Raw genomic sequence first — 21,366 nt, 5'->3', positions numbered from 1 at the left:
ACGGGGTGCCCGTGGCGCACGGGCACCCCGCCGCACCCCCACCGGAGAGCGCTCCACCTCTACCTGAACGCCTCCGCGTGCTCCCGTACCCACTCCGCGAAGGTCCTGGCCGGCCGGCCCGTGACGATCTCCGCCGAGGCCTCCACCAGCGCCTCGGAGAGGTCGAACTCCTCCGCCTCCTCCACGACCTCGCCGTCGTACGTCTCGAAGCCGAGCATGAAGTCCGCCGATGCCGCCGCGAAACCGCCCTGCGCCAGATAGCGTTCCCGCAGCTCCAACGGGGTGACCTCCTGGACGCGGACCTCCTCGCCCAGTTCCCGGGCGAGGACGGCGACCTGCTCCCGTACGGTCAGACTCTCCGGGCCGTTGAAGGTGTACGCGCGGCCCGCATGGCCGTCGTCCAGCAGGGCGGTGGCGATCGCGTCGCCGATGTCCGCCTCGTGGACCGGGGAGCCCACCCAGTCGGGGTCGGTGTCGTAGACGGTCCGCTCCGACCGGATCGAAGGGCCCCACAGCTCCAGCTTGTTGACGGCGAACTCGCCGGGCCTGATGAACGTCCACTCCAGGCCCGACGCCTCGACCGCCTGCTCCACCGGCAGATGGAACGTGGTGTCGTAGCCCGAGGTCACCGCCGCCGACGACAGCACCACGATCCGCCGCACCCCGGCCGCCTTCGCCAGGGCGACGACCTCGTCCGCGGTATCGGGGTACGGGAAGAGCAGCAGCCGGTCGACCCCCGCCAGCGCCTCCGCCAGGCCCTCGGGCCGGGCCAGGTCGCCCACGGCCCACTCGACACCCGCGGGAAAGCCCGCCGGAGCTGCCGAGGCCTTGGCCGGATCGCGGGTCAGGGCCCGTACCGGCACCCCGCGACCGGCCAGTTCGCGCGCCACCAGACGTCCGACGTTTCCGGTCGCACCGGTCACCAGGATCGTCATCCGTACCTCCGTCACCTCGACCGCGCACGGACCAGGTACACCGTACGCAGATTCCAAAAGGTTGAGGGTACAGCGTACGCAGTTATCACGCGGTAGCGGTCACGGGGGGCGGCCCTCGGTCCGGTCAGGGGGTGCCCTCCGCGTACATCATGTGCTCCCAGTCGGTGACGGCAGCGCAGAACCGGGCCCACTCGTCGCCCTTCAGCGCGAGGTAGAGATCGGCGGTCTCCGCACCGAGCCCGCCCCTGACCACGGCGTCCCCGGCGAAGGCGGCCAGCGCCTCGCCCAGGGTCGCGGGCAGCGCGGGGAACCGGTCTCCGGCCTCGCCGCCGGCTCCCTGGGGCGGTCCGGGGTCGATCCGGTTCTCCAGACCGTCGGAGACGACGGCGAGCAGCACGGCATGGGAGAGATACGGGTTGACCATGGCGTCCGGGAGCTTCAGCTCCAGGCGGCCGTTGGCGGACAGGCGTACGGTGCAGGTCTTGTCGTCCATCCCCCAGTCGATCTGCCCGGGGGCGAAGAGGCCCACGTCCCAGTACCGCTTGTACGAGTTGACGGTGGACCCCATGACGGCCATGGAGCCCGCGGCATGGGCCAGGATGCCGCCGAGGGCGTGCCGTCCCGTTTCGGAGAGATGCAGTTCACGGCGGCCGGGTTCGGCCAGGACGTTGTCGTCGCCGCGCCAGAGGCTGAGGTTGTGGTGGCAGCCGTTGCCCATCACGCCGGTGGCGGGTTTGGGCATGAAGCTGACCGTGACACCGAGTTCGCGGGCGACCTGGCGGCAGATCTGGCGGAAGGTGATGAGCCGGTCGGCGGTCAGTTCCGCCCGGTCGTACATCCAGTTCAGTTCGAGCTGTCCGGGGTCCTCGTAGTCGCCTTCGATCATGTCGAGGCCCATCGCCCGGCCGTAGGTCATCACCTTCTGGTAGATCGGCCTGCTGCGCTCCAGCAGATCGACCTGGTAGGCCGGGCAGCCGTCCGGGCGGTGGGACACCTCCAGACCGGGCCCGGTCCAGGTGACTTCGGGCTCGCAGCCGGAGCGGAGGACGAGTCCGGTCCGCTCGGTGAACTCCCGGTGGCGCCGGATGAGACGGCCGCGCACATCGGCGGCGAAGGGCTCCCCGCCGCACTCCGGCTGGTGCTCCGGCTCGTAGGTGCGGCAGAAGAACCGGGCGACACCGGTGTCCCAGGGCAGTACGGCGAAGGTGTCGAGATCGGGCAGGGCGGTGAACTCCGCCGCCCGCGGGCCGCCGCCGAGGAGGGTGCCGTTCCGGTCGGCCTGGATATCGGCGGCGACGGAGCGGTGGAGCTGGACGCCCTTCTCCAGATTGCGGAGCAGATGGACCGCGGGCACGACCTTGCCCACCACCCGTCCGCTGAGGGTCACCGACTGGTAGTAGATGTACTCCACTCCGGCCTCGGTGATCCGCTTCCGTAAGGCGCCCACGGCCTCCTGGTCGGTGTTCTGTTCGCGGTGGCGGTCGAGCGCGGTGCTGCTCGGCGGGCGGACGGTCAAGGGGACCTCACAGGAGTAGCGCGACAGGGAGAGGGGCCCGCCCCGGTCAGGGGGCGGGGGTGAAGAGGAGCGGGAGGCGTACGGGGCCGGTGTTGCCGGAGTCGGGCAGCCGGACGGCGCCCTCACCGATCCGGAGGTCCCGCAGCCGCCGGGCGAGCACCGGCAGCGCCTCGGTCATATCGGCGCGTGCGACGAAGTGGCCGAGGCAGTGGTGGACTCCGCCGCCGAAACCGAAGTGCGGTTCCCGCTCGGCGGTGATGTCGAAGGAGTACGCGCCGTGGACACGGGGGTCGGTACCGGCGGATTCGCTCCATATCTGGACGGTCGTTCCGGCGGGGATGTCCAGACCCCGGAAGGTGAAGTCCTCCAGCGCCTCCCGGGTGATCCAGCGCACCGTGGGATCGACGCGCATGACCTCCTCGACCGCCCGGGCGCCCAGTTCCGGCCGCTCCCCGAGGAGCCGCCACTGGCCGGGATGGCGGGCGAAGGTCTCCAGGGCCAGACCGAGTTGGTTACGGGTGGTGTCGAAGCCGCCGAAGATCAGCAGCACCAGACCGTCGCGGAGTTCGGCGCCGCTGAGCCGGTCGCTGTCCCGGCTCGCCCGGACCAGCCGGGAGACGAAGTCGTCGCCCTCCCGGCGCCGCCGGTCCGCGATCAGCTCGTCGGCGTAGGCGTACAGCGCGGCGAGCGCGCGCTCGATGCGGTCGAGGTCCCGGCGGACGTTCACCCCCAGGGCGAGACCCAGCACCGCGGACTCGCGGGCGACGACCGGCCACTCCGGCTCCGGGAGACCGAGGAGTACGGCGATCACCCGGGCCGCGTAGGGCTCCGCGAACTCCGAGACGAACTCGCAGTGGCCGCGGTCCGCGAAGGCGTCCGTCAACTCCCCGGCGAGGGCCCGGAAACGGGGCAGCAGGGCCGCGGCCGAGCGGGCGGTGAAGGCGGGGTTCATCAGCCGCCGCAGTCTGAGGTGCTTCTCCCCCTCCTGGTGGAGGACCCAGCTCGCCCACCAGTCGGCCAGGGGCCCTTCGGTCACCCCGTTGCGGGCGAGCCACGACACGCTGCCCTGACGGAGCAGGGGGTGCTGGAGCAGTTCCTCGGTCTCCGCGTGGCGCAGGACCGCCAGTCCGTAGTCGGTCCGGGCGTACCAGGACTTCTCGCGGGCCGCGTGCACCGCGGCGGAGGTGATGGAGAAGTCCGGATCCCTGACGTCGAACCAGGGCACACCGTCCGTCGGGGCGCCGCCCGTCATGGGAACCTCCGGCTCTGGGAGCGGTTCGGGGAGCCACAGACTCGGGGCGGCGCGGAGGGCACGTCAAGAGCCGGTGCGGAAATCCCGTCGCACGGTGTACGCTCCCCCGCCGAAGGGGCGGGCGTGCATGCGCCGCCCGGCCGCGCCCCGGCGTCCCCGGCCGAAGGGGCGAGGGAAGTTGCGCCCCCGCCCCCGCGGAGCGGACCGTCAGAGCCCGCGCGCGACCTCCGTCGCCCAGTAGGTGAGGATCATCTTCGCCCCGGCCCTGCGGATACCCGTCAGCGTCTCCAGGATCGCCTTGTCCCGGTCGATCCACCCCTTCTCGGCGGCCGCCTCGACCATCGCGTACTCCCCGCTGATCTGGTACGCGGCCACCGGCACGTCCACCGCGTCCGCGATCTTCGCCAGCACGTCGAGGTACGGACCGGCCGGCTTGACCATCACCATGTCCGCGCCCTCCTCCAGGTCGAGGGCCAGCTCGCGCAGCGACTCCCGGACGTTCGCCGGATCCTGCTGGTACGTCTTGCGGTCCCCGTGCAGCGACGAGCCGACGGCCTCCCGGAAGGGCCCGTAGAAGGCCGAGGAGTACTTCACCGTGTACGCCAGGATCGACACGTCCTCCTTGCCGATCGTGTCGAGCGCGTCCCTGACGACACCGACCTGGCCGTCCATCATCCCGCTCGGGCCGACGACATGGACGCCCGCGTCCGCCTGGACCTGCGCCATCTCCGCGTACCGCTCCAGCGTGGCGTCGTTGTCCACCCGGCCGTCGGCGTCCAGCACACCGCAGTGCCCGTGGTCGGTGTACTCGTCGAGACAGAGGTCCGACATGATCACCAACTCGTCGCCGACCTCGGCCTTCACATCCCGGATCGCCACCTGGAGGATGCCGTCCGGATCGGTCCCGGCCGTCCCGGCGCCGTCCTTCTTCGCATCCTCCGGCACCCCGAAGAGCATGATCCCGGAGACCCCGGCGGCGCACGCCTCCACGGCGGCCTTCCGCAGCGTGTCCCGGGTGTGCTGGACGACCCCCGGCATCGCGGAAATCGGCACCGGCTCGGAGATCCCCTCGCGGACGAAGGCCGGCAGGATCAGATCCGAGGGGTGCAGCCGGGTCTCGGCGACCATGCGCCGCAGGACGGGGTTGGTCCGCAGCCGCCTCGGCCGGGAACCGGGAAAGGAACCGTACGTACTCATACCACCCACGCTACGCCCCGTCCCCTGCGGCGCCGAAACCAGTGCCCCGGCCTATGCGGACGCCCTCCGCAGCCGCACGGTGAGCCCGATCTCGGACACGTTCTTCGCCAGCTCGAAGTTGACCCAGGAAGCAGTCTCGGCCAGCGTGAGGACGGTGTCCCCGAAGAGCGGCAGCCCGGCGGTCCGCCCGGTGGAGTCCAGGTCCTCGTCGGTGAGGCGCAGCAGTTCGGCCCGCCACTCGTCCTTCAGACCGCGCAGCCAGTCGGCGGTCGCACCCGCGCCTCCGGGCCAGAAGATCTCCTCCCGGGCCGGGGCCCCGTCCCCGAAGCAGTGCCGGAGGGTGACCGTCCACCAGTAGCCGATATGCCACGACAGCCAGCCGATGGACGTCGTCGGTACGGGATCGGGCTCCGGCACCTGCCAGTCGGGCACCCAGCGGCCCGCGCCGTCGGGCCGCACGTTCCACGCCCCGGGCGCGGGCTCCCAGAGGTGGTCGTCGAAGTCCAGACCCGGAAGGTGGTACTCGAAGAGGGCCCAGACCATGTCGAGCTGCCCCGCGAGCAGAGCGGCGCGGGCGGAGGCGGGGGCGGGTGCGTCGGTCGTCATGGCCGGAGGCTGCCACCCGACCTTTGCCTCCGGCAACGGATTTGATGGAGCCCTGCTCGGGTCCGTGCTTCTCTGTCGCTACGTCCCCGAACCCGCTGACACCGAGTCGGTTCCGCTTCCGGGTACGGCTCTTACCGCTCGCTTCGGACACCGGAGGCCACCATGGCCGTTTTCCCCGAGGGAACCACCTTCCGCGGAGCCGCCGACTACCCCGGCGGCAACGACGGGTACGTGATCCTGACCTTCACGCTCGACAACACCGCAACCACCCCCATCTCGACGCTGACCCCGCTGGAGATCGCCAACGCGATCAGCGCCGCGGCCCAGGCCAAGGGCTATCCCAAGATCGTGTTCTCGGGCCCGCCCATGCCCGTCGAGGTGAACCCGTAACCACCGGCCCGGAACACCGGAAGCCGAGCTTCACCGGCCCCGGTCGCCCGCGACCCTCAACCCGTACCACGGAAAAGGCCCGGTGGGGGGCTGACCGCCCCCACCGGGCCCACCGTACGCACACTCAGGTCGTCGTCCGCCGCCTGCGGCCGCCCGGGCGCCGCTCACTCGGCCGGGTCACATGCTCGCCCGCCTCGACCGCGGCCGCCCGGCGCCCCGCGCCGAACTCCGCCAGCGCCTCCGCCAGCCGGTGCACCGAAGGCTCCGGCGACAGCACGTCCACCCGCAGCCCGTGCTCCTCCGCGGTCTTCGCCGTCGCCGGGCCGATACACGCGATCACCGTCACGTTGTGCGGCTTCCCGGCGATCCCGACCAGATTCCGTACGGTCGACGACGAGGTGAACAGCACCGCGTCGAAACCGCCGCCCTTGATCGCCTCGCGGGTCTCCGCCGGCGGCGGCGAGGCCCGCACCGTCCGGTAGGCCGTGACGTCGTCGACCTCCCAGCCCAGTTCGATCAGGCCCGCGACCAGCGTCTCGGTCGCGATGTCCGCACGCGGCAGGAACACCCGGTCGATCGGGTCGAAGACCGGGTCGTACGGCGGCCAGTCCTCCAGCAGCCCCGCGGCCGACTGCTCGCCGCTCGGCACCAGATCCGGCTTGACGCCGAAGTCGATCAGCGCCTTCGCGGTCTGCTCACCGACCGCCGCGACCTTGATCCCGGCGAAGGCGCGGGCGTCGAGCCCGTACTCCTCGAACTTCTCCCGGACCGCCTTGACCGCGTTCACCGAGGTGAAGGCGATCCACTCGTACCGGCCCGTGACCAGGCCCTTGACCGCCCGCTCCATCTGCTGCGGGGTACGCGGCGGCTCGACCGCGATCGTCGGCACCTCGTGCGGCACCGCACCGTACGAACGCAACTGGTCCGACAGCGAAGCCGCCTGCTCCTTCGTCCGCGGCACGAGCACCTTCCAGCCGAACAGCGGCTTGGACTCGAACCACGCGAGCTGATCGCGCTGCGCGGGCGCGCTGCGCTCACCGACCACCGCTATCACCGGGCGGTGCCCCTCCGGAGACGGCAGCACCTTGCCCTGCTTGAAGACCTGCGCGATCGTGCCGAGCGTCGCGGTCCAGGTCCGCTGCCGGGTCGTGGTCCCGGCGACCGTGACGGTCAGCGGGGTGTCCGGCTTGCGGCCCGCCGCGACCAGCTCACCCGCCGCCGCGGCGACCGCGTCGAGCGTGGTGGAGACCACGACCGTACCGTCGCTCGCACCCACCTCCGACCAGCAGCGCTCACTCGCGGTCCGGGCGTCGACGAAGCGGACGTCCGCGCCCTGCGCGTCCCGCAGCGGCACCCCGGCATAGGCGGGCACGCCCACCGCCGCCGCGATACCGGGCACCACCTCGAAGGGAATGCCCTCCGCGGCGCAGGCCAGCATCTCGTGACCGGCGTCGGCGTCGAGACCGGGATCGCCGCTCACCGCTCGCACGACCCGCCTGCCGGAGCGCGCGGCCTCCATGACAAGATTGACCGCATCCCTGAGTACGGGGATTCCGGCGGCTGTTGACGCATCGTCAACAACCGTCAGCTCAGGCGTGCTGACGCTCGCCCGCGCGTGGCCGCGAACCACGTCGAGCACATCGGGCTCGGCGATCAGGACATCGGCTCCCGCGAGTGCCTCGACAGCCCGCAGGGTCAGCAGTCCCGGATCACCGGGACCGGCGCCGAGGAAAGTGACGTGCCCGTGTGCCGAGTCGTACGCCGTGGACAGGTTGGTGGTGGGGCTCAAGACGCTCGCTCCCCCATAAGACCGGCCGCACCCTTGGCGAGCATCTCGGACGCGAGTTCGCGACCGAGCGCGATGGCGTCGCCGTGCGACGTGGGTACGGGACCGGTGACGGATAGCTGCACCAGCGTCGCGCCGTCGGTGGTGCCGACGACGCCCCGCAGGCGCATTTCGGTGACAGCCTGGCCGTCGCCCAACAGGTCGGCGAGCGCCCCCACGGGTGCGCTGCAGCCGGCCTCCAGGGCGGCGAGCAGGGAACGCTCGGCGGTCACGGCGACCCGGGTGACCGGATCGTCGAGCTCGGCGAGAACGGCGATCAGCTCCGTATCGTGCGCGGGGCACTCGATCGCCAGGGCCCCCTGGCCGGGGGCGGGCAGGACGAAGTCGACCGAAAGGAAATCGGTCACCTCCGCACTTCTGCCCATGCGGTTCAGACCGGCCGCGGCGAGAACCACCGCGTCCAGCTCCCCGCTGTGCACATATCCGATCCGGGTGTCGACGTTCCCCCGGATCGGGACGGTCTCTATGCGGGTGTGGTGCGCCCGCGCATACGCGTTGAGCTGGGCGGCGCGCCGCGGGGAGCCCGTACCGACCCGGGCGCCCTCGGGCAGCCGGTCGAAGGTCAGGCCGTCCCGGGCGATCAGCACGTCCCGCGGATCCTCGCGCTTCGGGATCGCCGCGAGCACCAGTTCGGCGGGCTGCGCGGTCGGAAGGTCCTTCAGCGAGTGAACCGCGAAGTCCACCTCTCCCGCGGCCAGCGCCTCGCGCAGCGCGGCCACGAACACACCGGTGCCGCCGATCTGCGCCAGATGTTCGCGGGAGGTGTCGCCGTACGTGGTGATCTCGACCAGCTCGACGGAACGGCCGGTCAGCGCCTCCACCGCCCGTGCCACTTGCCCGGACTGGGCCATGGCGAGCTTGCTGCGCCTGGTCCCGAGCCTCAGTGCCCTGTCGGTCATGATCGCCCTCGGTTCTCGGCGTCGGTCTCGCGGTCGGTCGGATCGGCCCGGCTGACGGACGCCACGGTCTCCGGGTCGAGGTCGAAAAGGGTGCGCAGGGCGTCGGCGTATCCGGCACCGCCGGGCTCACCGGCCAACTGCTTCACCCGTACCGTCGGCGCGTGCAGCAGCTTGTCCACCACACGCCGTACGGTCTGCTGGATCTCGCCGCGCTGCTTCTCGTCCAGCCCGCTGAGCCGGCCGTCGAGCCGCGCCAGCTCACCGGCGACGACATCGGCGGCCATGGCGCGCAGCGCGATGACGGTGGGCGTGATCCGGGCGGCGCGCTGGGCCGCCCCGAAGGCCGCCACCTCGGCCGCGACGATGTCACGGACCTGGTCGACGTCGGCCGCCATGGGCGCGTCGGCGGAGGCATCGGCGAGGGACTCGATGTCGACCAGCCGGACACCGGGGATGCGGTGGACGGCGTGATCAATGTCGCGGGGCATGGCGAGGTCGAGCAGGGCCATCCGGACGGAGCCGCCGCGGTGGCGTACGGCCTGGCGGGGCGCGACGACCGCGGCACCGCCTGCGTTCTCCATCCACACGCCGTGCTGGACCGGATCGCCCGCACCCGCGGCAGCGGGGCTGTCGTCGAGGCCGACGGGGCAGCCCGTGTCGCCGCTCTCGGCGGGCCGGCCGCCGAGGTCCCGGATCCGGACCCGGCCGTCGCGGCTCGCGGTCTCCGCGAGCCGGGCCACCAGACTGCCGTCGGGCGCACGCAGGGCACCCTCCGCAACGACGGCGCCCGCCATGACGGCGGAGGCGCCCTCGGGCACGGCGAGAGCGTCGGCGACGGCCTCGGCAGTGAGGACGAGACCGGTCGCACCGGTGCAGGACACCACCGCGGATGCACGTGTCAGTTCATCCGGTACCGCACTCATCGGCACGGCCCGTACGGTCCCCTGGCCGAGCGCCGCGAGGGACGCGGCCAGCTTCTCCGCCCGGTCGAGCGTGCGATTGGCGATGACGAGTTCGCTGACGCCGAGCCGCGCGAGGGTCGTCGCGGCGAGCGACGACATCGAACCGGCGCCGATGACCAGGGCCCGCTGCCCGGCCACCCAGCCGGGGACGTCCGCGCCGTCGGCCAGCTGCTCCAGGCCGAAGCTGACGAGGGACTGTCCGGCCCGGTCGATACCGGTCTCGCTGTGGGCGCGCTTGCCGACCCGCAAGGCCTGCTGGAAGAGGTCGTTGATCAGCCGCCCGGCGGTGTGCAGCTCCTGGCCGCGCGCGAGGGCGTCCTTGATCTGGCCGAGGATCTGGCCCTCCCCGACGACCATCGAGTCCAGACCGCAGGCCACCGAGAAGAGATGGTGGACGGCGCGGTCCTCGTAGTGCACGTAGAGATAGGGGGTCAGCTCCTCCAACCCCACCCCGCTGTGCTGGGCGAGAAGCGTGGACAGTTCAGCGACGCCCGCATGGAACTTGTCGACGTCCGCGTACAGCTCGATGCGGTTGCAGGTGGCGAGCACCGCCGCCTCCGCGGCGGGCTCGGCGGAAACGATGTCCTGCGCCAGCTTGACCTGCGCGTCCGCGGAGAGCGCGGCTCTCTCCAGCACGCTCACCGGAGCGCTGCGGTGGCTCAGTCCGACGACCAGAAGACTCATGCCGGCATCACGGCGGGCATGTCCCCGTCAGGTCCCTTCCGGCCGACGCCCTCGGCGCCCGCCGGAGCAGCGCCCGCCCCGCCGTCCGCCGGAACGGACACGGCGGGGGCGGCCCCCGGGGACACCTCGCCACCGTCCCCGGCCTTCCGCTGTTCGTGGAAGGCGAGGATCTGGAGTTCGATCGACAGGTCGACCTTGCGCACGTCGACGCCCTCCGGCACGGAGAGCACGGTCGGCGCGAAGTTCAGGATGGAGGTGACCCCGGCGGCCACCAGCCGGTCGCACACCGGCTGCGCGGCACCGGCGGGCGTGGCGATGACACCGATCGACACACCGTTGTCGCTGATGATCTTCTCCAGCTCGTCGGAGTGCTGGACCGGGATCCCCGCGACGGGCTTCCCGGCCATCGCCGGGTCCGCGTCGATCAGCGCGGCGACCCGGAAGCCGCGGGAGGCGAATCCGCCGTAGTTGGCGAGCGCGGCGCCGAGGTTGCCGATACCGACGATGACCACGGGCCAGTCCTGGGTGAGCCCCAGCTCACGGGAGATCTGGTAGACGAGGTACTCGACGTCGTACCCCACACCGCGGGTGCCGTAGGAGCCGAGGTACGAGAAGTCCTTCCGCAGCTTCGCGGAGTTGACCCCCGCCGCCGCGGCCAGTTCCTCGGAGGAGACCGTGGGTACGGACCGCTCGGAAAGCGCGGTCAGCGCCCGCAGGTACAGCGGAAGCCGGGCGACGGTGGCCTCGGGGATTCCTCGGCTGCGAGTCGCCGGTCGGTGATTTCGGCCAGTTGCCACGGTGCTCCTGCGGGATGAGCGAGGCTCTAGGCGGCCGTGTGTACCAAGACCGCCCCGTCGACAGCAGGCTATGTCTTTGTGAACGCGTGCACAAAGATAGTGTCCGTTTTGTCCAGTCAAAGTGACCGGGGTCACGCATGAGGATCCCGTAAACATGGAACCGCACACAGCGTCGAACCGTTTCCCACCCGATGGGGGCAAAGCAACCCACACTCCTCCCGCACGCCCCCGAGTCCCTTTACTCTGCCCCGCCCCACCCCCTCCGGGGTACCCCCCTGCACCCCCACTCCACCGGCATTCCAGGGGCGTGACTGCACCAAGGCGGCCCAGGGCAGGCAGTTAGGGGCGCTGGGGGCACCACCCACGCCGCCGGGCGTAGGGGCGCGAGGAACTGCGCGAGAAGCGACCACGGCCCGCGCCCGGCCGACTACAGCACCCCGCCGGACGGGCCCCACCTCAACGAAGCGCCCCGCGCAACCTCGCCTCGTCCACCCTCCAGAACGTGTGCTGCTCCCCGTCCACCAGCACCACCGGAATCTGCTCCCAGTACTCCCGGTGCAGCGCTTCGTCCCGGGTGATGTCCTTCTCCTCCCACGAGGCCCCCACCTCGGCGCACACCTTCTCCACCACCGCGCGCGCGTCGTCGCACAAATGGCACCCGGGTTTGCCGATGAGCGTGACCACCCGGTCACGCGCGGCCTTCTTCTTCGTACGCCGCAGCAGTGGACTCATGCACACCATTCTCCGCCCGGCCCGCCGAACCCCGCGCCGCACCCCTCCCCCCTCCCCCGCCTCCCCGTAACAACCGCGCCGCGCAGTGTTCACCCGGCCGCGTCCGGGCCGGTCGGGAACTCCCGAACAGACTGGCTATGCTCGCGTTATGGCCGCACGTGGATGGCTCACCCCCCGACGGCGCTCCGCGACCGCGCGCAGCGTGCTCGCAGGCGAGGCGGCGGCCGAGGCCGCGCGCAAGGCGGCAGGCGAGCCGATCGACGCCGCCCCCGCCACCACCGCGGCCGACGCCGACGCCCCCGAAAGCGAGTTCCCCGTCGCGGGCGACACCCGCGCCGCCGCCTTCTTCGACCTCGACAACACCGTGATGCAGGGCGCCGCGATCTTCCACTTCGGCCGCGGCCTCTACAAGCGGAAGTTCTTCCAGCGCAGCGAGCTGGCCCGGTTCGCCTGGCAGCAGACCTGGTTCCGGCTGGCCGGCGTCGAGGACCCGGACCATATGGCGGACGTACGGGAGTCCGCGCTCTCCATCGTCAAGGGCCACCGCGTCTCCGAGCTGATGAGCATCGGCGAGGAGATCTACGACGAGTACATGGCCGACCGCATCTGGCCGGGCACCCGCGCCCTCGCCCAGGCCCATCTCGACGCGGGCCAGAAGGTCTGGCTGGTCACCGCGGCCCCGGTGGAGACCGCGACGATCATCGCCCGCCGCCTCGGACTGACCGGTGCGCTCGGCACGGTGGCCGAGTCCGTCGACGGCGTCTATACGGGCCGGCTCGTCGGCGAGCCCCTGCACGGCCCGGCGAAGGCCGAGGCCGTCCGGGCCCTCGCCGCCGCCGAGGGCCTCGACCTCGCGCGCTGCGCGGCGTACAGCGATTCGCACAACGACATTCCGATGCTGTCGCTCGTAGGACATCCATACGCGATCAATCCGGACACCAAGCTGCGCAAACACGCGCGCGAACGCGACTGGCGGCTGCGCGACTACCGCACCGGCCGCAAGGCGGCCAAGGTCGGCATCCCGGCGGCCGCCGGAGTGGGTGCGATCGCGGGCGGTACGGCCGCCGCGGTGGCCCTCCACCGCCGCCGCCGCTGACCCACGGCCCCACCTCCGGCACTCCCGGCCCACGGGCCCGCATCCCGTGCCGTACCTGCCCGGTCTCCGTACGGCACCCGTTCAACACCCGCCCCACGGGCCGCAGAACACCCCTGCGCCCCGGCGCCTGCCGGGCCTCCCGGCAGACCCCTCCCGCCCCGGAAGAGCCGTCTCGGCCGCCCCCGCGCCGAGGGCCGGGCATGCGAACACGGCTACGAAAGCGACCGCTCCCGCCGCACCCCACTCGGCCGATCTCGAACGTTTCCGATCGCCAAATGCTCATTTTCGACTAGCTAATGCGTCGTCCTGAGGTAACAGAAACAACGGAAACGACGATTTGAGCAACTGGGCGTAGCACTGCCTGTACGAAGCGTTATTCTCCTCAGACGCATACGAGATCCGCCCGTCGCCACGACGGGTGAACGGTCCCGCACTGCACGTGATGGAAGCTCTGCCTCTGGGAGTCCCGTGTACCCACACGTCGGGGTTGACGCCTCGGGCCTGGCTACGCTCCGCGCGACGGTCCTTGAACACCTGCGCGGTTTCGTCCCCACCGCGTACGCCGTCCCCGCCCTCGCCATGCCCCGCCTCGCCACCACCGGCGGCCCCGCCGCCCCCTGCTATGCCCTGGCCGACGGCTACAAGGAGGGACCGGCGCGCAGCGCCCTCGTGGAGGGCAGGCGGGCCGGCGGCGGCCGTGCGGTCGCCAGACGGAGCAGCAGGACCGGCTCCGGCACCGCCTCCTCCGCCCCGGCCGCCGGAACGGTCCGCCGACCCACCGCCGACAGCGACAGCGCCCGCATGATGGAGCTGGTCGAACGGGCGCAGGCGGGCGAGGCCGATGCCTTCGGCCGCCTCTACGACCAGTACAGCGACACCGTCTACCGCTACATCTACTACCGCGTCGGCGGCAAAGCGACCGCCGAGGACCTCACCAGCGAGACGTTCCTGCGCGCCCTGCGCCGGATCTCCACCTTCACCTGGCAGGGCCGGGACTTCGGCGCCTGGCTGGTGACGATCGCCCGCAATCTGGTCGCCGACCACTTCAAGTCCAGCCGCTTCCGGCTGGAGGTCACCACCGGGGAGATGCTCGACGCCAACGAGGTCGAGCGCAGCCCGGAGGACTCGGTCCTCGAATCCCTGTCGAACGCGGCACTGCTCGAAGCCGTCCGCAAACTCAACCCTCAGCAGCAGGAGTGCGTGACCCTGCGTTTCCTGCAGGGACTGTCCGTCGCCGAGACCGCGCGGGTGATGGGCAAGAACGAGGGGGCCATCAAGACCCTCCAGTACCGCGCCGTACGCACCCTCGCCCGGCTGCTGCCGGAAGACGCCCGCTGAGCCGTGGGCGCCCCGCCACCGTCCCACCGCCACCGCCACCGCCGTCCCGTCCCACCACGGCAACCCGCAGCACAGCACCCCGCACCACCACCGGTCCGCGGTACGGAAGCAGTCCGGAGCACCCCGGCCCCGCCGGCGCTCCAGCCGTACCGCGACCACCCCTCCCCCCGCCCGTCCCCCGACCCCAACACACCCATCGGTGACGCCTCGATGACGCACTGGTCCGATCATCTTTCGCGCGTAACCCAAGTGCCGCGCCGCTCGTTGTGCGGGATGCAGGCTCCCTGTGGTCACGCCCTGCCCGCAGCCACTCACCCGATCGTGTGGATGCGCGTAGATCGTGCAACCTTCCGGACCCCCAGGGGAGTCGATCGTCATGACGAGAGGAGGTGCCGCCAGTGATCGCGAACGTTTCGGCGCACCGGCGGGCGAACGCCTTCGCCCAGGCTCTGGAAGATCAGGCGGCCGCGCAGCGGTACGACGAGGGCGCCGACCCGACACCGGACGGCTCCGACGCCCCCGGTGATCCGCAGTGTCCGGAGTCCGCCGCACCGGTCGCACCGGCTGCGGCGGGGCGACCGGAGCAGGCGCGGATGCTGGCCCTGGCGACCGGCCTCGGCGAACTGCCGAAGCCGGAGCTGGATCCCGAGGTCAAAGTGGTGCAGCGGGCGCAGCTCGTGGCCGCCATGGAGGCCATGTTCCGGGAGGGCACTGCGGGCGCGGCGGCCAACGAGGCGACGCCATCCACGGGGCCTACCGTGCCCGAGCAGCGCAGGGCGAGCCGCGGTGCCCATCGGGCGTCCCCCCTGAGGAAGTTGCGGCCCCGTTCCCGCTGGTCCAAGGGCCTCGCGGCCGGCGGCCTCACGGTCGGGGTCGCGGCGGGCGCCTTCGGAGGGGTGGCGGCGGCGAGCTCCGACGCCCTCCCCGGTGATTCGCTCTACGGGCTCAAACGGGGCATGGAGGACATCCGCCTCGGTCTGGCCGACGGTGAGACCGACCGCGGCGAGCTCTATCTGGACCAGGCGTCGACCCGGCTCAACGAGGCCCGCAGGCTGATGGAGCGGGCCCGGTCCGGTTCGATGGACCACGAGTCCATCGGCGAGGTCCGCCGCGCGCTCAACGGCATGCGCCACGACGTCCGCGAGGCCCACCGCCTGCTCCACTCCGCCTACGAGCGGAACGGCTCGCTGGGCCCGATCCGGAAGCTGAACTCCTTCTCCCAGTCCCACCGCGAGAAGTGGAACGGCCTGCGCGAGCGCCTCCCGGTCCAGCTGTCGGACGTCTCCGGCGAGGTCGACGACGTCTTCACGGCCATGGAGGAGGAGGTCGAGCCGCTGCAGTCGCTGCTGCCCGCTCCGCCGGAGCAGGGCCGTGGCTCCGAGGGTCCCGGCGCGTCCGCGCCGAAGACGAGTGAACGGCCCTCCGGGGACGCCCGTACCACCCCGTCCGCGACCGGCTCCGCGCCCGCCTCCGGCAGCGACCGCCGGCCCGGCCCTTCGGACACCGGATCGGGCCAGGCCACCCCGAAGGACCAGGGGCTCCTCGGCGGGGCGGGCGATCTGCTCGACCCTCCGGCGAAGGGCACCACGCCTCCGGCCGACGGCCGGGCGACGCCGACACCGAAGCCGGACATCACCCTCCCGCCGCTGCTGCCCGGCCTTCTCCCCGGCCTCGGTCTGAGCGCGGAGGAGGACCGCTGAGGAACTCCCCCGGAGCGCGGTGACGCTCCAGGGGTACGGAAAGGGGTCCCGGATCATGATCCGGGACCCCTTTCCGTGCCTCTGTGCGGTGCGGAGTCCGATGGCGTACGGATCAGAAGAAGACCGACCGCCGCTGGACCAGCAGCTTGTAGAGCGTGTGCTGAATCTGTTCCCGTACCTGATCCGTGAGGTTGAACATCAGCATCGGATCCTCCGCCGCCTCCGCCGGATAGCCGTCCGTCGGAATCGGCTCCCCGAACTGGATCGTCCACTTCGTCGGCAGCGGTACGGCGCCCAGGGGGCCGAGCAGCGGAAACGTCGGCGTCACCGGGAAGTACGGCAGCCCCAGCACCCGCGCCAGGGTCTTCGCGTTCCCGATCATCGGATAGATCTCTTCGGCCCCCACGATCGAACAGGGCACGATCGGCACGCCCGCCCGCAGCGCCGTCGACACAAAGCCGCCACGGCCGAACCGCTGGAGCTTGTACCGCTCCCCGAACGGCTTCCCGATGCCCTTGAAGCCCTCCGGCATCACCCCGACGACCTCACCGCGCTCCAGCAGCCGCTCCGCGTCCTCCGCACACGCCAGGGTGTGTCCGGCCTTGCGCGCCAGCTCGTTGACGACCGGCAGCATAAAGACCAGATCCGCGGCGAGCAGCCGCAGATGGCGGCCCGCCGGATGCCGGTCGTGCACGGCGACCTGCAGCATCAGCCCGTCGAGCGGCAGCGTCCCGGAGTGGTTGGCGACGACCAGGGCACCCCCTTCGGCGGGGATGTTCTCGATGCCCTTGACCTCGACCCGGAAGTACTTGTCGTACAGCGGCCGCAGCAGCGACATCAGGACCTGGTCGGTGAGCTCCTTGTCGTAGCCGAACTCGTCGACCTCGTATTCGCCGGTGACCCGCCGGCGCAGGAACGCCAGTCCGCCCGCCAGCTTCCGCTCCCACCCGGCGGCCCCGGAACCGGTGTCCGGCCCCGTTTCGGTAGCCGTCGCGGGGGCGGCTCCGGACGTCTGCCCGGGTACGGCCACCGGCCGCACCGGGCGACGGCTCCGGCCGTCCCTGGCCTCCGGAACCTCCCCGACCTCACCGGCCTCCGCCGGATCGGCCGCCCCGCTCCCGGCCGCTCCGGGCGTGCGCCGCCGCCCGGACCGCGGCGCACCGCCGCGCGCCCGTTCGCCGTCGAAGGGGTCGAAGGAGTCGAAGGGAATGACCTTGGCGTCCGCCATCGTGGGTGCGCTCCTTATCCGGCGTCGCTCTGCGTCGGGGCCGCCGCCGGCCCGGCCCGGCGGGCCCCCAGCGCCTCCCCCACCCGGTCGACCGCCCGTGCCAGCGTCTGCGGCGGCAACGGACCGGCCCCACGGGCGCGGGCGAAGTCGGCGAAGGTCTCCGGGGTGGTGTAGCGGGGGGTGAACCCCAGGGTGCGGCGCATCTGCTCGGTGCTGACCACCCGGCCGTGGGTCAGCAGCCGGATCTGCTCGGGCGAGAAGTCCGTGACCCCCACCGTACGCAACGCGGAGCCCACCCAGGTGACGGCGGGCAGCGGCACCGGCAGGGTCGGCCGCCCCAGCCGCCGTGAGCACTGCGACAGCAGCAGCACCCCGTCGCCCGCGATATTGAAGGTGCCGCTGTTCAGGGTGGCCCGGCGCGGTTCGCGCAGCGCGAGCAGCAGGACGTCGATCACATCGTCCTCGTGGACGAACTGGAGCCGCGGGTCGTAGCCGAACACCGTCGGCAGCACCGGCAGCGACAGGAACTCGGCCAGCGGGGAGTCGGCGCCCGGCCCGAGGATATTGGCGAACCTCAGCACACAGACCGCGACGTCGGGACGGCGCCGGGCGAAGCCCCGGACATATCCCTCGACCTCCACGGCGTCCTTCGCGAAGCCACCGCTCGGCAGGGATTTGGGCGGGGTGGTCTCGGTGAAGACCGCCGGATCGCGGGGTGCGGAGCCGTAGACGCTCGTACTCGACTTGACCACCAGCCGCCGGACCGTGGGCGTTTTCTGGCAGGCGCCGAGGAGCTGCATCGTGCCGATGACGTTGGTCTCCTTGACGGCCGTCCGGCCGCCCGCGCCCAGCGGGGTGCCGGTGACATCGAGATGGACGACCGTGTCGACCCCGTGTTCGGCCAGGACCCGTCCTATCGCGGGCTGCCGGATATCCGTACGGACGAACTCCGCGCCGCCGAGACCGTGCTCGGGCACCACCGCGTCGACGGCGATCACCCGGTCGATCCGGGCGTCCCGCCGCAGGCTGCGCACCAGACGGCCGCCGAGCTGCCGGGCGGCCCCGGTCACGAGCACGACCTTCCCCAAGATCAGCGCCTTCCCTCGGCCGTCTCGAACATCAGATGAATGCGTTCACACGTTCAGACGCCACGGTAGCGGCTCGGCGTTGCCGGGGGATGTCCGGACCGGTCCCCTTCTGTTCCGCGGCGCGCATCCGGGGGCATGCCGACCCCGAAACGCGTCCGGGCACACCCGGGAAACACTGTGGCCCTCCTGCCACAAGGGCGGGAGGGCCACGGTGATACGTACAACACGTACAGCCGTCGTTGAAGCTTTACTTCTTGTTACGACGCTGAACGCGGGTGCGCTTGAGCAGCTTGCGGTGCTTCTTCTTGGCCATCCGCTTGCGCCGCTTCTTGATAACAGAGCCCACGACTACCCTCGCTCACTTCTCTTCACTCGGTGCGGGGCGTCTGGGCCCACACGACCTACGTCGGCCTAGCCTACCCGCCCGAGCTCCGAGCCCGTAATCCGAGGGTCGCCGCATGCTCCGCCGGCACCCGCGGGACTCCCGCAGGTCGCCTGCGGGACTTCCCGCTAAGCGGATTCGACCCCCACGAAGGATTCGCGGAGATACTCGTGCACCGCTTGCTCCGGAACTCGGAAGGACCTCCCCACCCGGATCGCCGGCAGATGCCCGCTGTGCACCAGCCGGTACACAGTCATTTTCGACACCCGCATCACCGAGGCGACTTCCGCCACGGTAAGGAACTTGACCTCGTTGAGAGGCCTCTCGCTGCCAGCAGCCATGACCCACCTGTACCTTCCGCACATGACGCCCACCGGCTTCCCCTCCGGTGACTCTTCGTCGCTGTGCGCTCACTCCCCAGACTAGGGGCGCGTGGTACGAGTGGGGAAGAGGAGCAGCCAACGGCGGCCTAACCTGACAGACAGGCGCGTTTGAGTACATAGCGCATGAGGGGCCGGTAATGCGCCGACCGTACGGCGTCGTCGAGCGGCACCGCGACGGCGATCCGGCCTTCCGCCTCGCCCACGAAGACGGCCGGATCGTCGGCGTCCGCCGGGCCGATGGCCGGAAAACCCAGCTGACCAGCCCCGCAGACCCAGCCGTGGTCCCCTACGACCAGATCGGGCAACGGCCCCCCTGCGGCCACCAGGCCCTCCAGAGCCAGCCGCAGCGGCAGCGGCGAGTGGGTGTGTGCGCCGGTTCCCGCCACTGCGCCCCGTGCGCCGTCTTCCCGCACCAGCGCGACCCCTTGTACGTACGCGAGCGTGCCCTGACGTACGCCGAACCGGGTCGTTATGTCGACACTTCTGCCCTGCGCGGGTGTGAGTACGAGACAGCCCGCCGCCGACAAAGCGTCTGCGAGGCCGCCGTAAAACCGCAGGAGCCGATGGGGATGGCCGGTTCCGAACAGGACGGCGCCCCGCCGTGCGGCGACGGAAGCGAGCTCTCCGGAGAAGGCGTCCAGTGCGTCGAGCGTCCGGTCGGGGTCGATGGTCTCGGGCCCGGAGACCCGGCCCGGATCGGCGGGCACCCCGCACCGTTCGGCCATCAGCGCGAGCAGGTCGCGTTCGGTCCAGTCGCGTTCGGGGACGAGCCCGAGCCTGGCCCGGGGGTCGCCCGCGGCGAACAGCCGGTACCGGCGGAGGCTGTTCTCGCGGCTCGTCGCGACGGTGCCGGCCAGTCCGGCGGCCACCAGATGGGCCCGCAGTGCCCTTCGACTCATCGCCACAGGGACGAGGCTGCCGCAGCGCGGGGCGGTCGGCGGGGTTTCCCCGCCCGGGTCCCGCGTTCGGCCCAACACGGCCCCGTAGAAGCCCTTTTCACGCCTTCCTCCGCACAGCACGGACCCGGCGGGCGGCCGAATGCCGCGTTTCGGGGCGGTGTGCGGGCCGCGGCCCGTCCCGGCGTACGGGACGGGCGTACGGCACCGCTGCGCGGACTCGGCATACTGCACCGGTTACGGAAGGAGCCCCCGCAGCGGGAACACGGCCCGCCGCGTCGCCAGCACGGCCTGGTCCAGCCGGTCGGCGGGGTCGTATCCGGCGTCCCAGTCCCGCCACTGCGGTGTCCGCCCGTCCGTCATCCGCCGGGGCCCGGGCTGCCGCGTCAGCGCGTACACCCGGTCCCGCCACTCCTGCGGCACCATCGCTTCCGGGTCGACGGGCGCGTGCGCGGCGATCCCCACGAGATGCGTCCAGGAGCGCGGGACGACGTCCACGACGGCGTACCCGCCGCCGCCGAGTGCCAGCCACCGCCCGTCCTCGGCGTGTTCGTGCGCCAGCGCGTGGCAGGCCTCCTGGACGAGGCGCTGGGCGTCCAGTGATACCGCGAGATGCGCCAGCGGGTCCTCGAAGTGCGTATCGGCTCCGTGCTGGGTGACCAGCACCTGGGGCCGGAAGTCGGCCAGGAGTTCGGGTACCACGGCGTGAAAGGCCCGCAGCCAGCCCTCGTCGCCCGTGCCCGGCGGCAGCGCCACATTGACCGCCCCGCCTTCCGCGACCCCTCCGGCCCCGGTCTCCTCGGGCCAACCGGTGCCGGGGAAGAGGGTCCTCGGGTGTTCGTGCAGGGAGATCGTCAGTACGCGCGGATCTCCCCAGAAAGCGGCCTGTACGCCGTCTCCGTGGTGGACGTCCATATCGACGTACGCCACGCGTTCGGCGCCGAGTTCGAGCAGCCGGGCGATGGCGAGGGAGGCGTCGTTGTAGATGCAGAATCCGGCCGCGGAGCCGGCCATCGCGTGGTGCAGTCCGCCGGTGAAGTTCACGGCGTGCGCGGTGTCCCCGCGCCAGAGGGCCTCGGCTGCGGCCACGGACTGCCCGGCGATCAGCGCGGAGGCTTCGTGCATTCCGGCGAAGGCGGGGTCGTCGACCGTACCGAGCCCGTAGGCCTGGTCCGCCGTACGGGGATCCGCCGATGCGGCCCGTACGGCGGCCACGTAGTCCGCCCGGTGGACGAGCCGGAGCGTGGAGTCCCCGGCCGGTCTGGCGGCGACGACGTCGACGGCACGGTCGAGCCCGAGGTCCCGTACCAGGCCCATGGTCAGCGCGAGTCGTACGGGGTCCATGGGATGGCCGTCCCCGAAGTCGTACGCCGTTACCGCCTCGTCCCACATCAGCATCGCCCGGCCGCTCATGCCCGCCACCGTATCCGGCCCGTCCG

The 21,366-nt window shown here is 71.7% G+C and carries 20 protein-coding genes; 4 read left to right on the top strand and 16 right to left on the bottom strand.

The features are described from left to right. Positions 1-59 precede the first annotated feature (59 nt). The 5 genes from B7R87_RS19125 to B7R87_RS19105 all read right to left on the bottom strand — a co-directional run bounded on the left by B7R87_RS19125 (position 60) and on the right by B7R87_RS19105 (position 5,506). Positions 60-935, bottom strand: a complete 876-nt coding sequence (locus tag B7R87_RS19125; RefSeq protein WP_006347423.1) for an NAD(P)H-binding protein — start codon at positions 933-935, stop codon at positions 60-62. A 124-nt stretch (positions 936-1,059) separates the two neighbouring features. Beyond that, entirely contained in the window at positions 1,060-2,451 is a 1,392-nt protein-coding gene (locus B7R87_RS19120; RefSeq protein WP_006347424.1) for a glutamine synthetase family protein, read from the bottom strand. Between the two features lie 46 nt (positions 2,452-2,497). Then, positions 2,498-3,703 carry a cytochrome P450 gene (locus B7R87_RS19115; RefSeq protein ID WP_006347425.1) on the bottom strand — a complete coding sequence of 402 codons (1,206 nt, stop codon included), beginning with the start codon at positions 3,701-3,703 and terminating at the stop codon, positions 2,498-2,500. A 207-nt stretch (positions 3,704-3,910) separates the two neighbouring features. Further along, the gene (hemB, locus tag B7R87_RS19110) at positions 3,911-4,900 is read right to left on the bottom strand and encodes a porphobilinogen synthase (RefSeq protein WP_006347426.1); all 990 of its coding nucleotides are present in this window, start codon (positions 4,898-4,900) and stop codon (positions 3,911-3,913) included. 51 nt (positions 4,901-4,951) lie between these two features. Next, positions 4,952-5,506, bottom strand: coding sequence for a DinB family protein (locus B7R87_RS19105; RefSeq protein WP_006347427.1), 555 nt, complete (start codon positions 5,504-5,506; stop codon positions 4,952-4,954). A gap of 162 nt (positions 5,507-5,668) precedes the next feature. Here B7R87_RS19105 and B7R87_RS19100 point away from each other — a divergent pair, with 162 nt between their 5' ends. Next, the gene (locus B7R87_RS19100; RefSeq protein WP_006347428.1) at positions 5,669-5,896 is read left to right on the top strand and encodes a hypothetical protein; all 228 of its coding nucleotides are present in this window, start codon (positions 5,669-5,671) and stop codon (positions 5,894-5,896) included. Between the two features lie 124 nt (positions 5,897-6,020). Here the strand turns inward: B7R87_RS19100 and B7R87_RS19095 are convergent, their stop codons facing one another. The 5 genes from B7R87_RS19095 to B7R87_RS19075 form a co-directional block, all read right to left on the bottom strand. Further along, the gene (locus tag B7R87_RS19095) at positions 6,021-7,685 is read right to left on the bottom strand and encodes a bifunctional uroporphyrinogen-III C-methyltransferase/uroporphyrinogen-III synthase (RefSeq protein ID WP_006347429.1); all 1,665 of its coding nucleotides are present in this window, start codon (positions 7,683-7,685) and stop codon (positions 6,021-6,023) included. Next, the gene (hemC, locus tag B7R87_RS19090; RefSeq protein ID WP_006347430.1) at positions 7,682-8,641 is read right to left on the bottom strand and encodes a hydroxymethylbilane synthase; all 960 of its coding nucleotides are present in this window, start codon (positions 8,639-8,641) and stop codon (positions 7,682-7,684) included. The genes B7R87_RS19095 and hemC overlap by 4 nt, the downstream gene beginning before the upstream one ends. Beyond that, a complete protein-coding gene (locus B7R87_RS19085) occupies positions 8,638-10,287 on the bottom strand; it encodes a glutamyl-tRNA reductase (RefSeq protein ID WP_006347431.1) in 1,650 nt (549 codons plus the stop codon). Before B7R87_RS19085 ends, hemC begins: the two co-directional genes overlap by 4 nt. Further along, complete coding sequence (locus B7R87_RS19080) at positions 10,284-11,084, bottom strand: redox-sensing transcriptional repressor Rex (protein WP_006347432.1); 801 nt, start codon at positions 11,082-11,084, stop codon at positions 10,284-10,286. Before B7R87_RS19080 ends, B7R87_RS19085 begins: the two co-directional genes overlap by 4 nt. 456 nt (positions 11,085-11,540) lie before the next feature. Further along, on the bottom strand, positions 11,541-11,816 hold the full coding sequence (locus tag B7R87_RS19075) for a glutaredoxin family protein (RefSeq protein WP_040915014.1): 276 nt from the start codon (positions 11,814-11,816) through the stop codon (positions 11,541-11,543). A 148-nt stretch (positions 11,817-11,964) separates the two neighbouring features. Between B7R87_RS19075 and B7R87_RS19070 the strand changes: the two genes are divergently transcribed. From B7R87_RS19070 to B7R87_RS19060, 3 genes are all read left to right on the top strand, one after another. Beyond that, positions 11,965-12,912: an HAD family hydrolase gene (locus B7R87_RS19070; RefSeq protein ID WP_130584917.1), complete on the top strand. Its 948-nt coding sequence runs from the start codon at positions 11,965-11,967 to the stop codon at positions 12,910-12,912. Between the two features lie 468 nt (positions 12,913-13,380). Beyond that, entirely contained in the window at positions 13,381-14,250 is an 870-nt protein-coding gene (locus B7R87_RS19065; protein WP_006347435.1) for an ECF subfamily RNA polymerase sigma factor, BldN family, read from the top strand. 398 nt (positions 14,251-14,648) lie between these two features. Further along, the gene (locus tag B7R87_RS19060; protein ID WP_006347436.1) at positions 14,649-15,950 is read left to right on the top strand and encodes a DUF5667 domain-containing protein; all 1,302 of its coding nucleotides are present in this window, start codon (positions 14,649-14,651) and stop codon (positions 15,948-15,950) included. A gap of 112 nt (positions 15,951-16,062) precedes the next feature. On the opposite strand, the gene B7R87_RS19055 is transcribed toward B7R87_RS19060, so the two are convergent. From B7R87_RS19055 to B7R87_RS19030, 6 genes are all read right to left on the bottom strand, one after another. Then, the gene (locus tag B7R87_RS19055) at positions 16,063-17,178 is read right to left on the bottom strand and encodes a lysophospholipid acyltransferase family protein (protein ID WP_130584918.1); all 1,116 of its coding nucleotides are present in this window, start codon (positions 17,176-17,178) and stop codon (positions 16,063-16,065) included. A 14-nt stretch (positions 17,179-17,192) separates the two neighbouring features. Next, positions 17,193-18,266 (bottom strand): NAD-dependent epimerase/dehydratase family protein, encoded by a 1,074-nt coding sequence (locus B7R87_RS19050; RefSeq protein WP_130584919.1) that lies wholly within the window; start codon positions 18,264-18,266, stop codon positions 17,193-17,195. Positions 18,267-18,513: 247 nt separating this feature from the next. Further along, positions 18,514-18,612 (bottom strand): 30S ribosomal protein bS22, encoded by a 99-nt coding sequence (locus B7R87_RS19045; protein ID WP_003948845.1) that lies wholly within the window; start codon positions 18,610-18,612, stop codon positions 18,514-18,516. Between the two features lie 164 nt (positions 18,613-18,776). Then, the gene (locus tag B7R87_RS19040) at positions 18,777-18,989 is read right to left on the bottom strand and encodes a helix-turn-helix domain-containing protein (RefSeq protein WP_014046653.1); all 213 of its coding nucleotides are present in this window, start codon (positions 18,987-18,989) and stop codon (positions 18,777-18,779) included. 128 nt (positions 18,990-19,117) lie between these two features. After that, entirely contained in the window at positions 19,118-19,930 is an 813-nt protein-coding gene (locus B7R87_RS19035) for a phosphatase (protein WP_040915019.1), read from the bottom strand. A 234-nt stretch (positions 19,931-20,164) separates the two neighbouring features. Further along, positions 20,165-21,340: an acetoin utilization protein AcuC gene (locus B7R87_RS19030; protein WP_006347441.1), complete on the bottom strand. Its 1,176-nt coding sequence runs from the start codon at positions 21,338-21,340 to the stop codon at positions 20,165-20,167. Positions 21,341-21,366 lie beyond the last annotated feature (26 nt).

It is taken from the genome of Streptomyces tsukubensis (genome assembly GCF_003932715.1).
Classification (GTDB): domain Bacteria; phylum Actinomycetota; class Actinomycetes; order Streptomycetales; family Streptomycetaceae; genus Streptomyces; species Streptomyces tsukubensis.
Note: the sequence above shows the minus strand (reverse complement) of the source record. Positions and strands in the feature narration are given on the sequence as shown.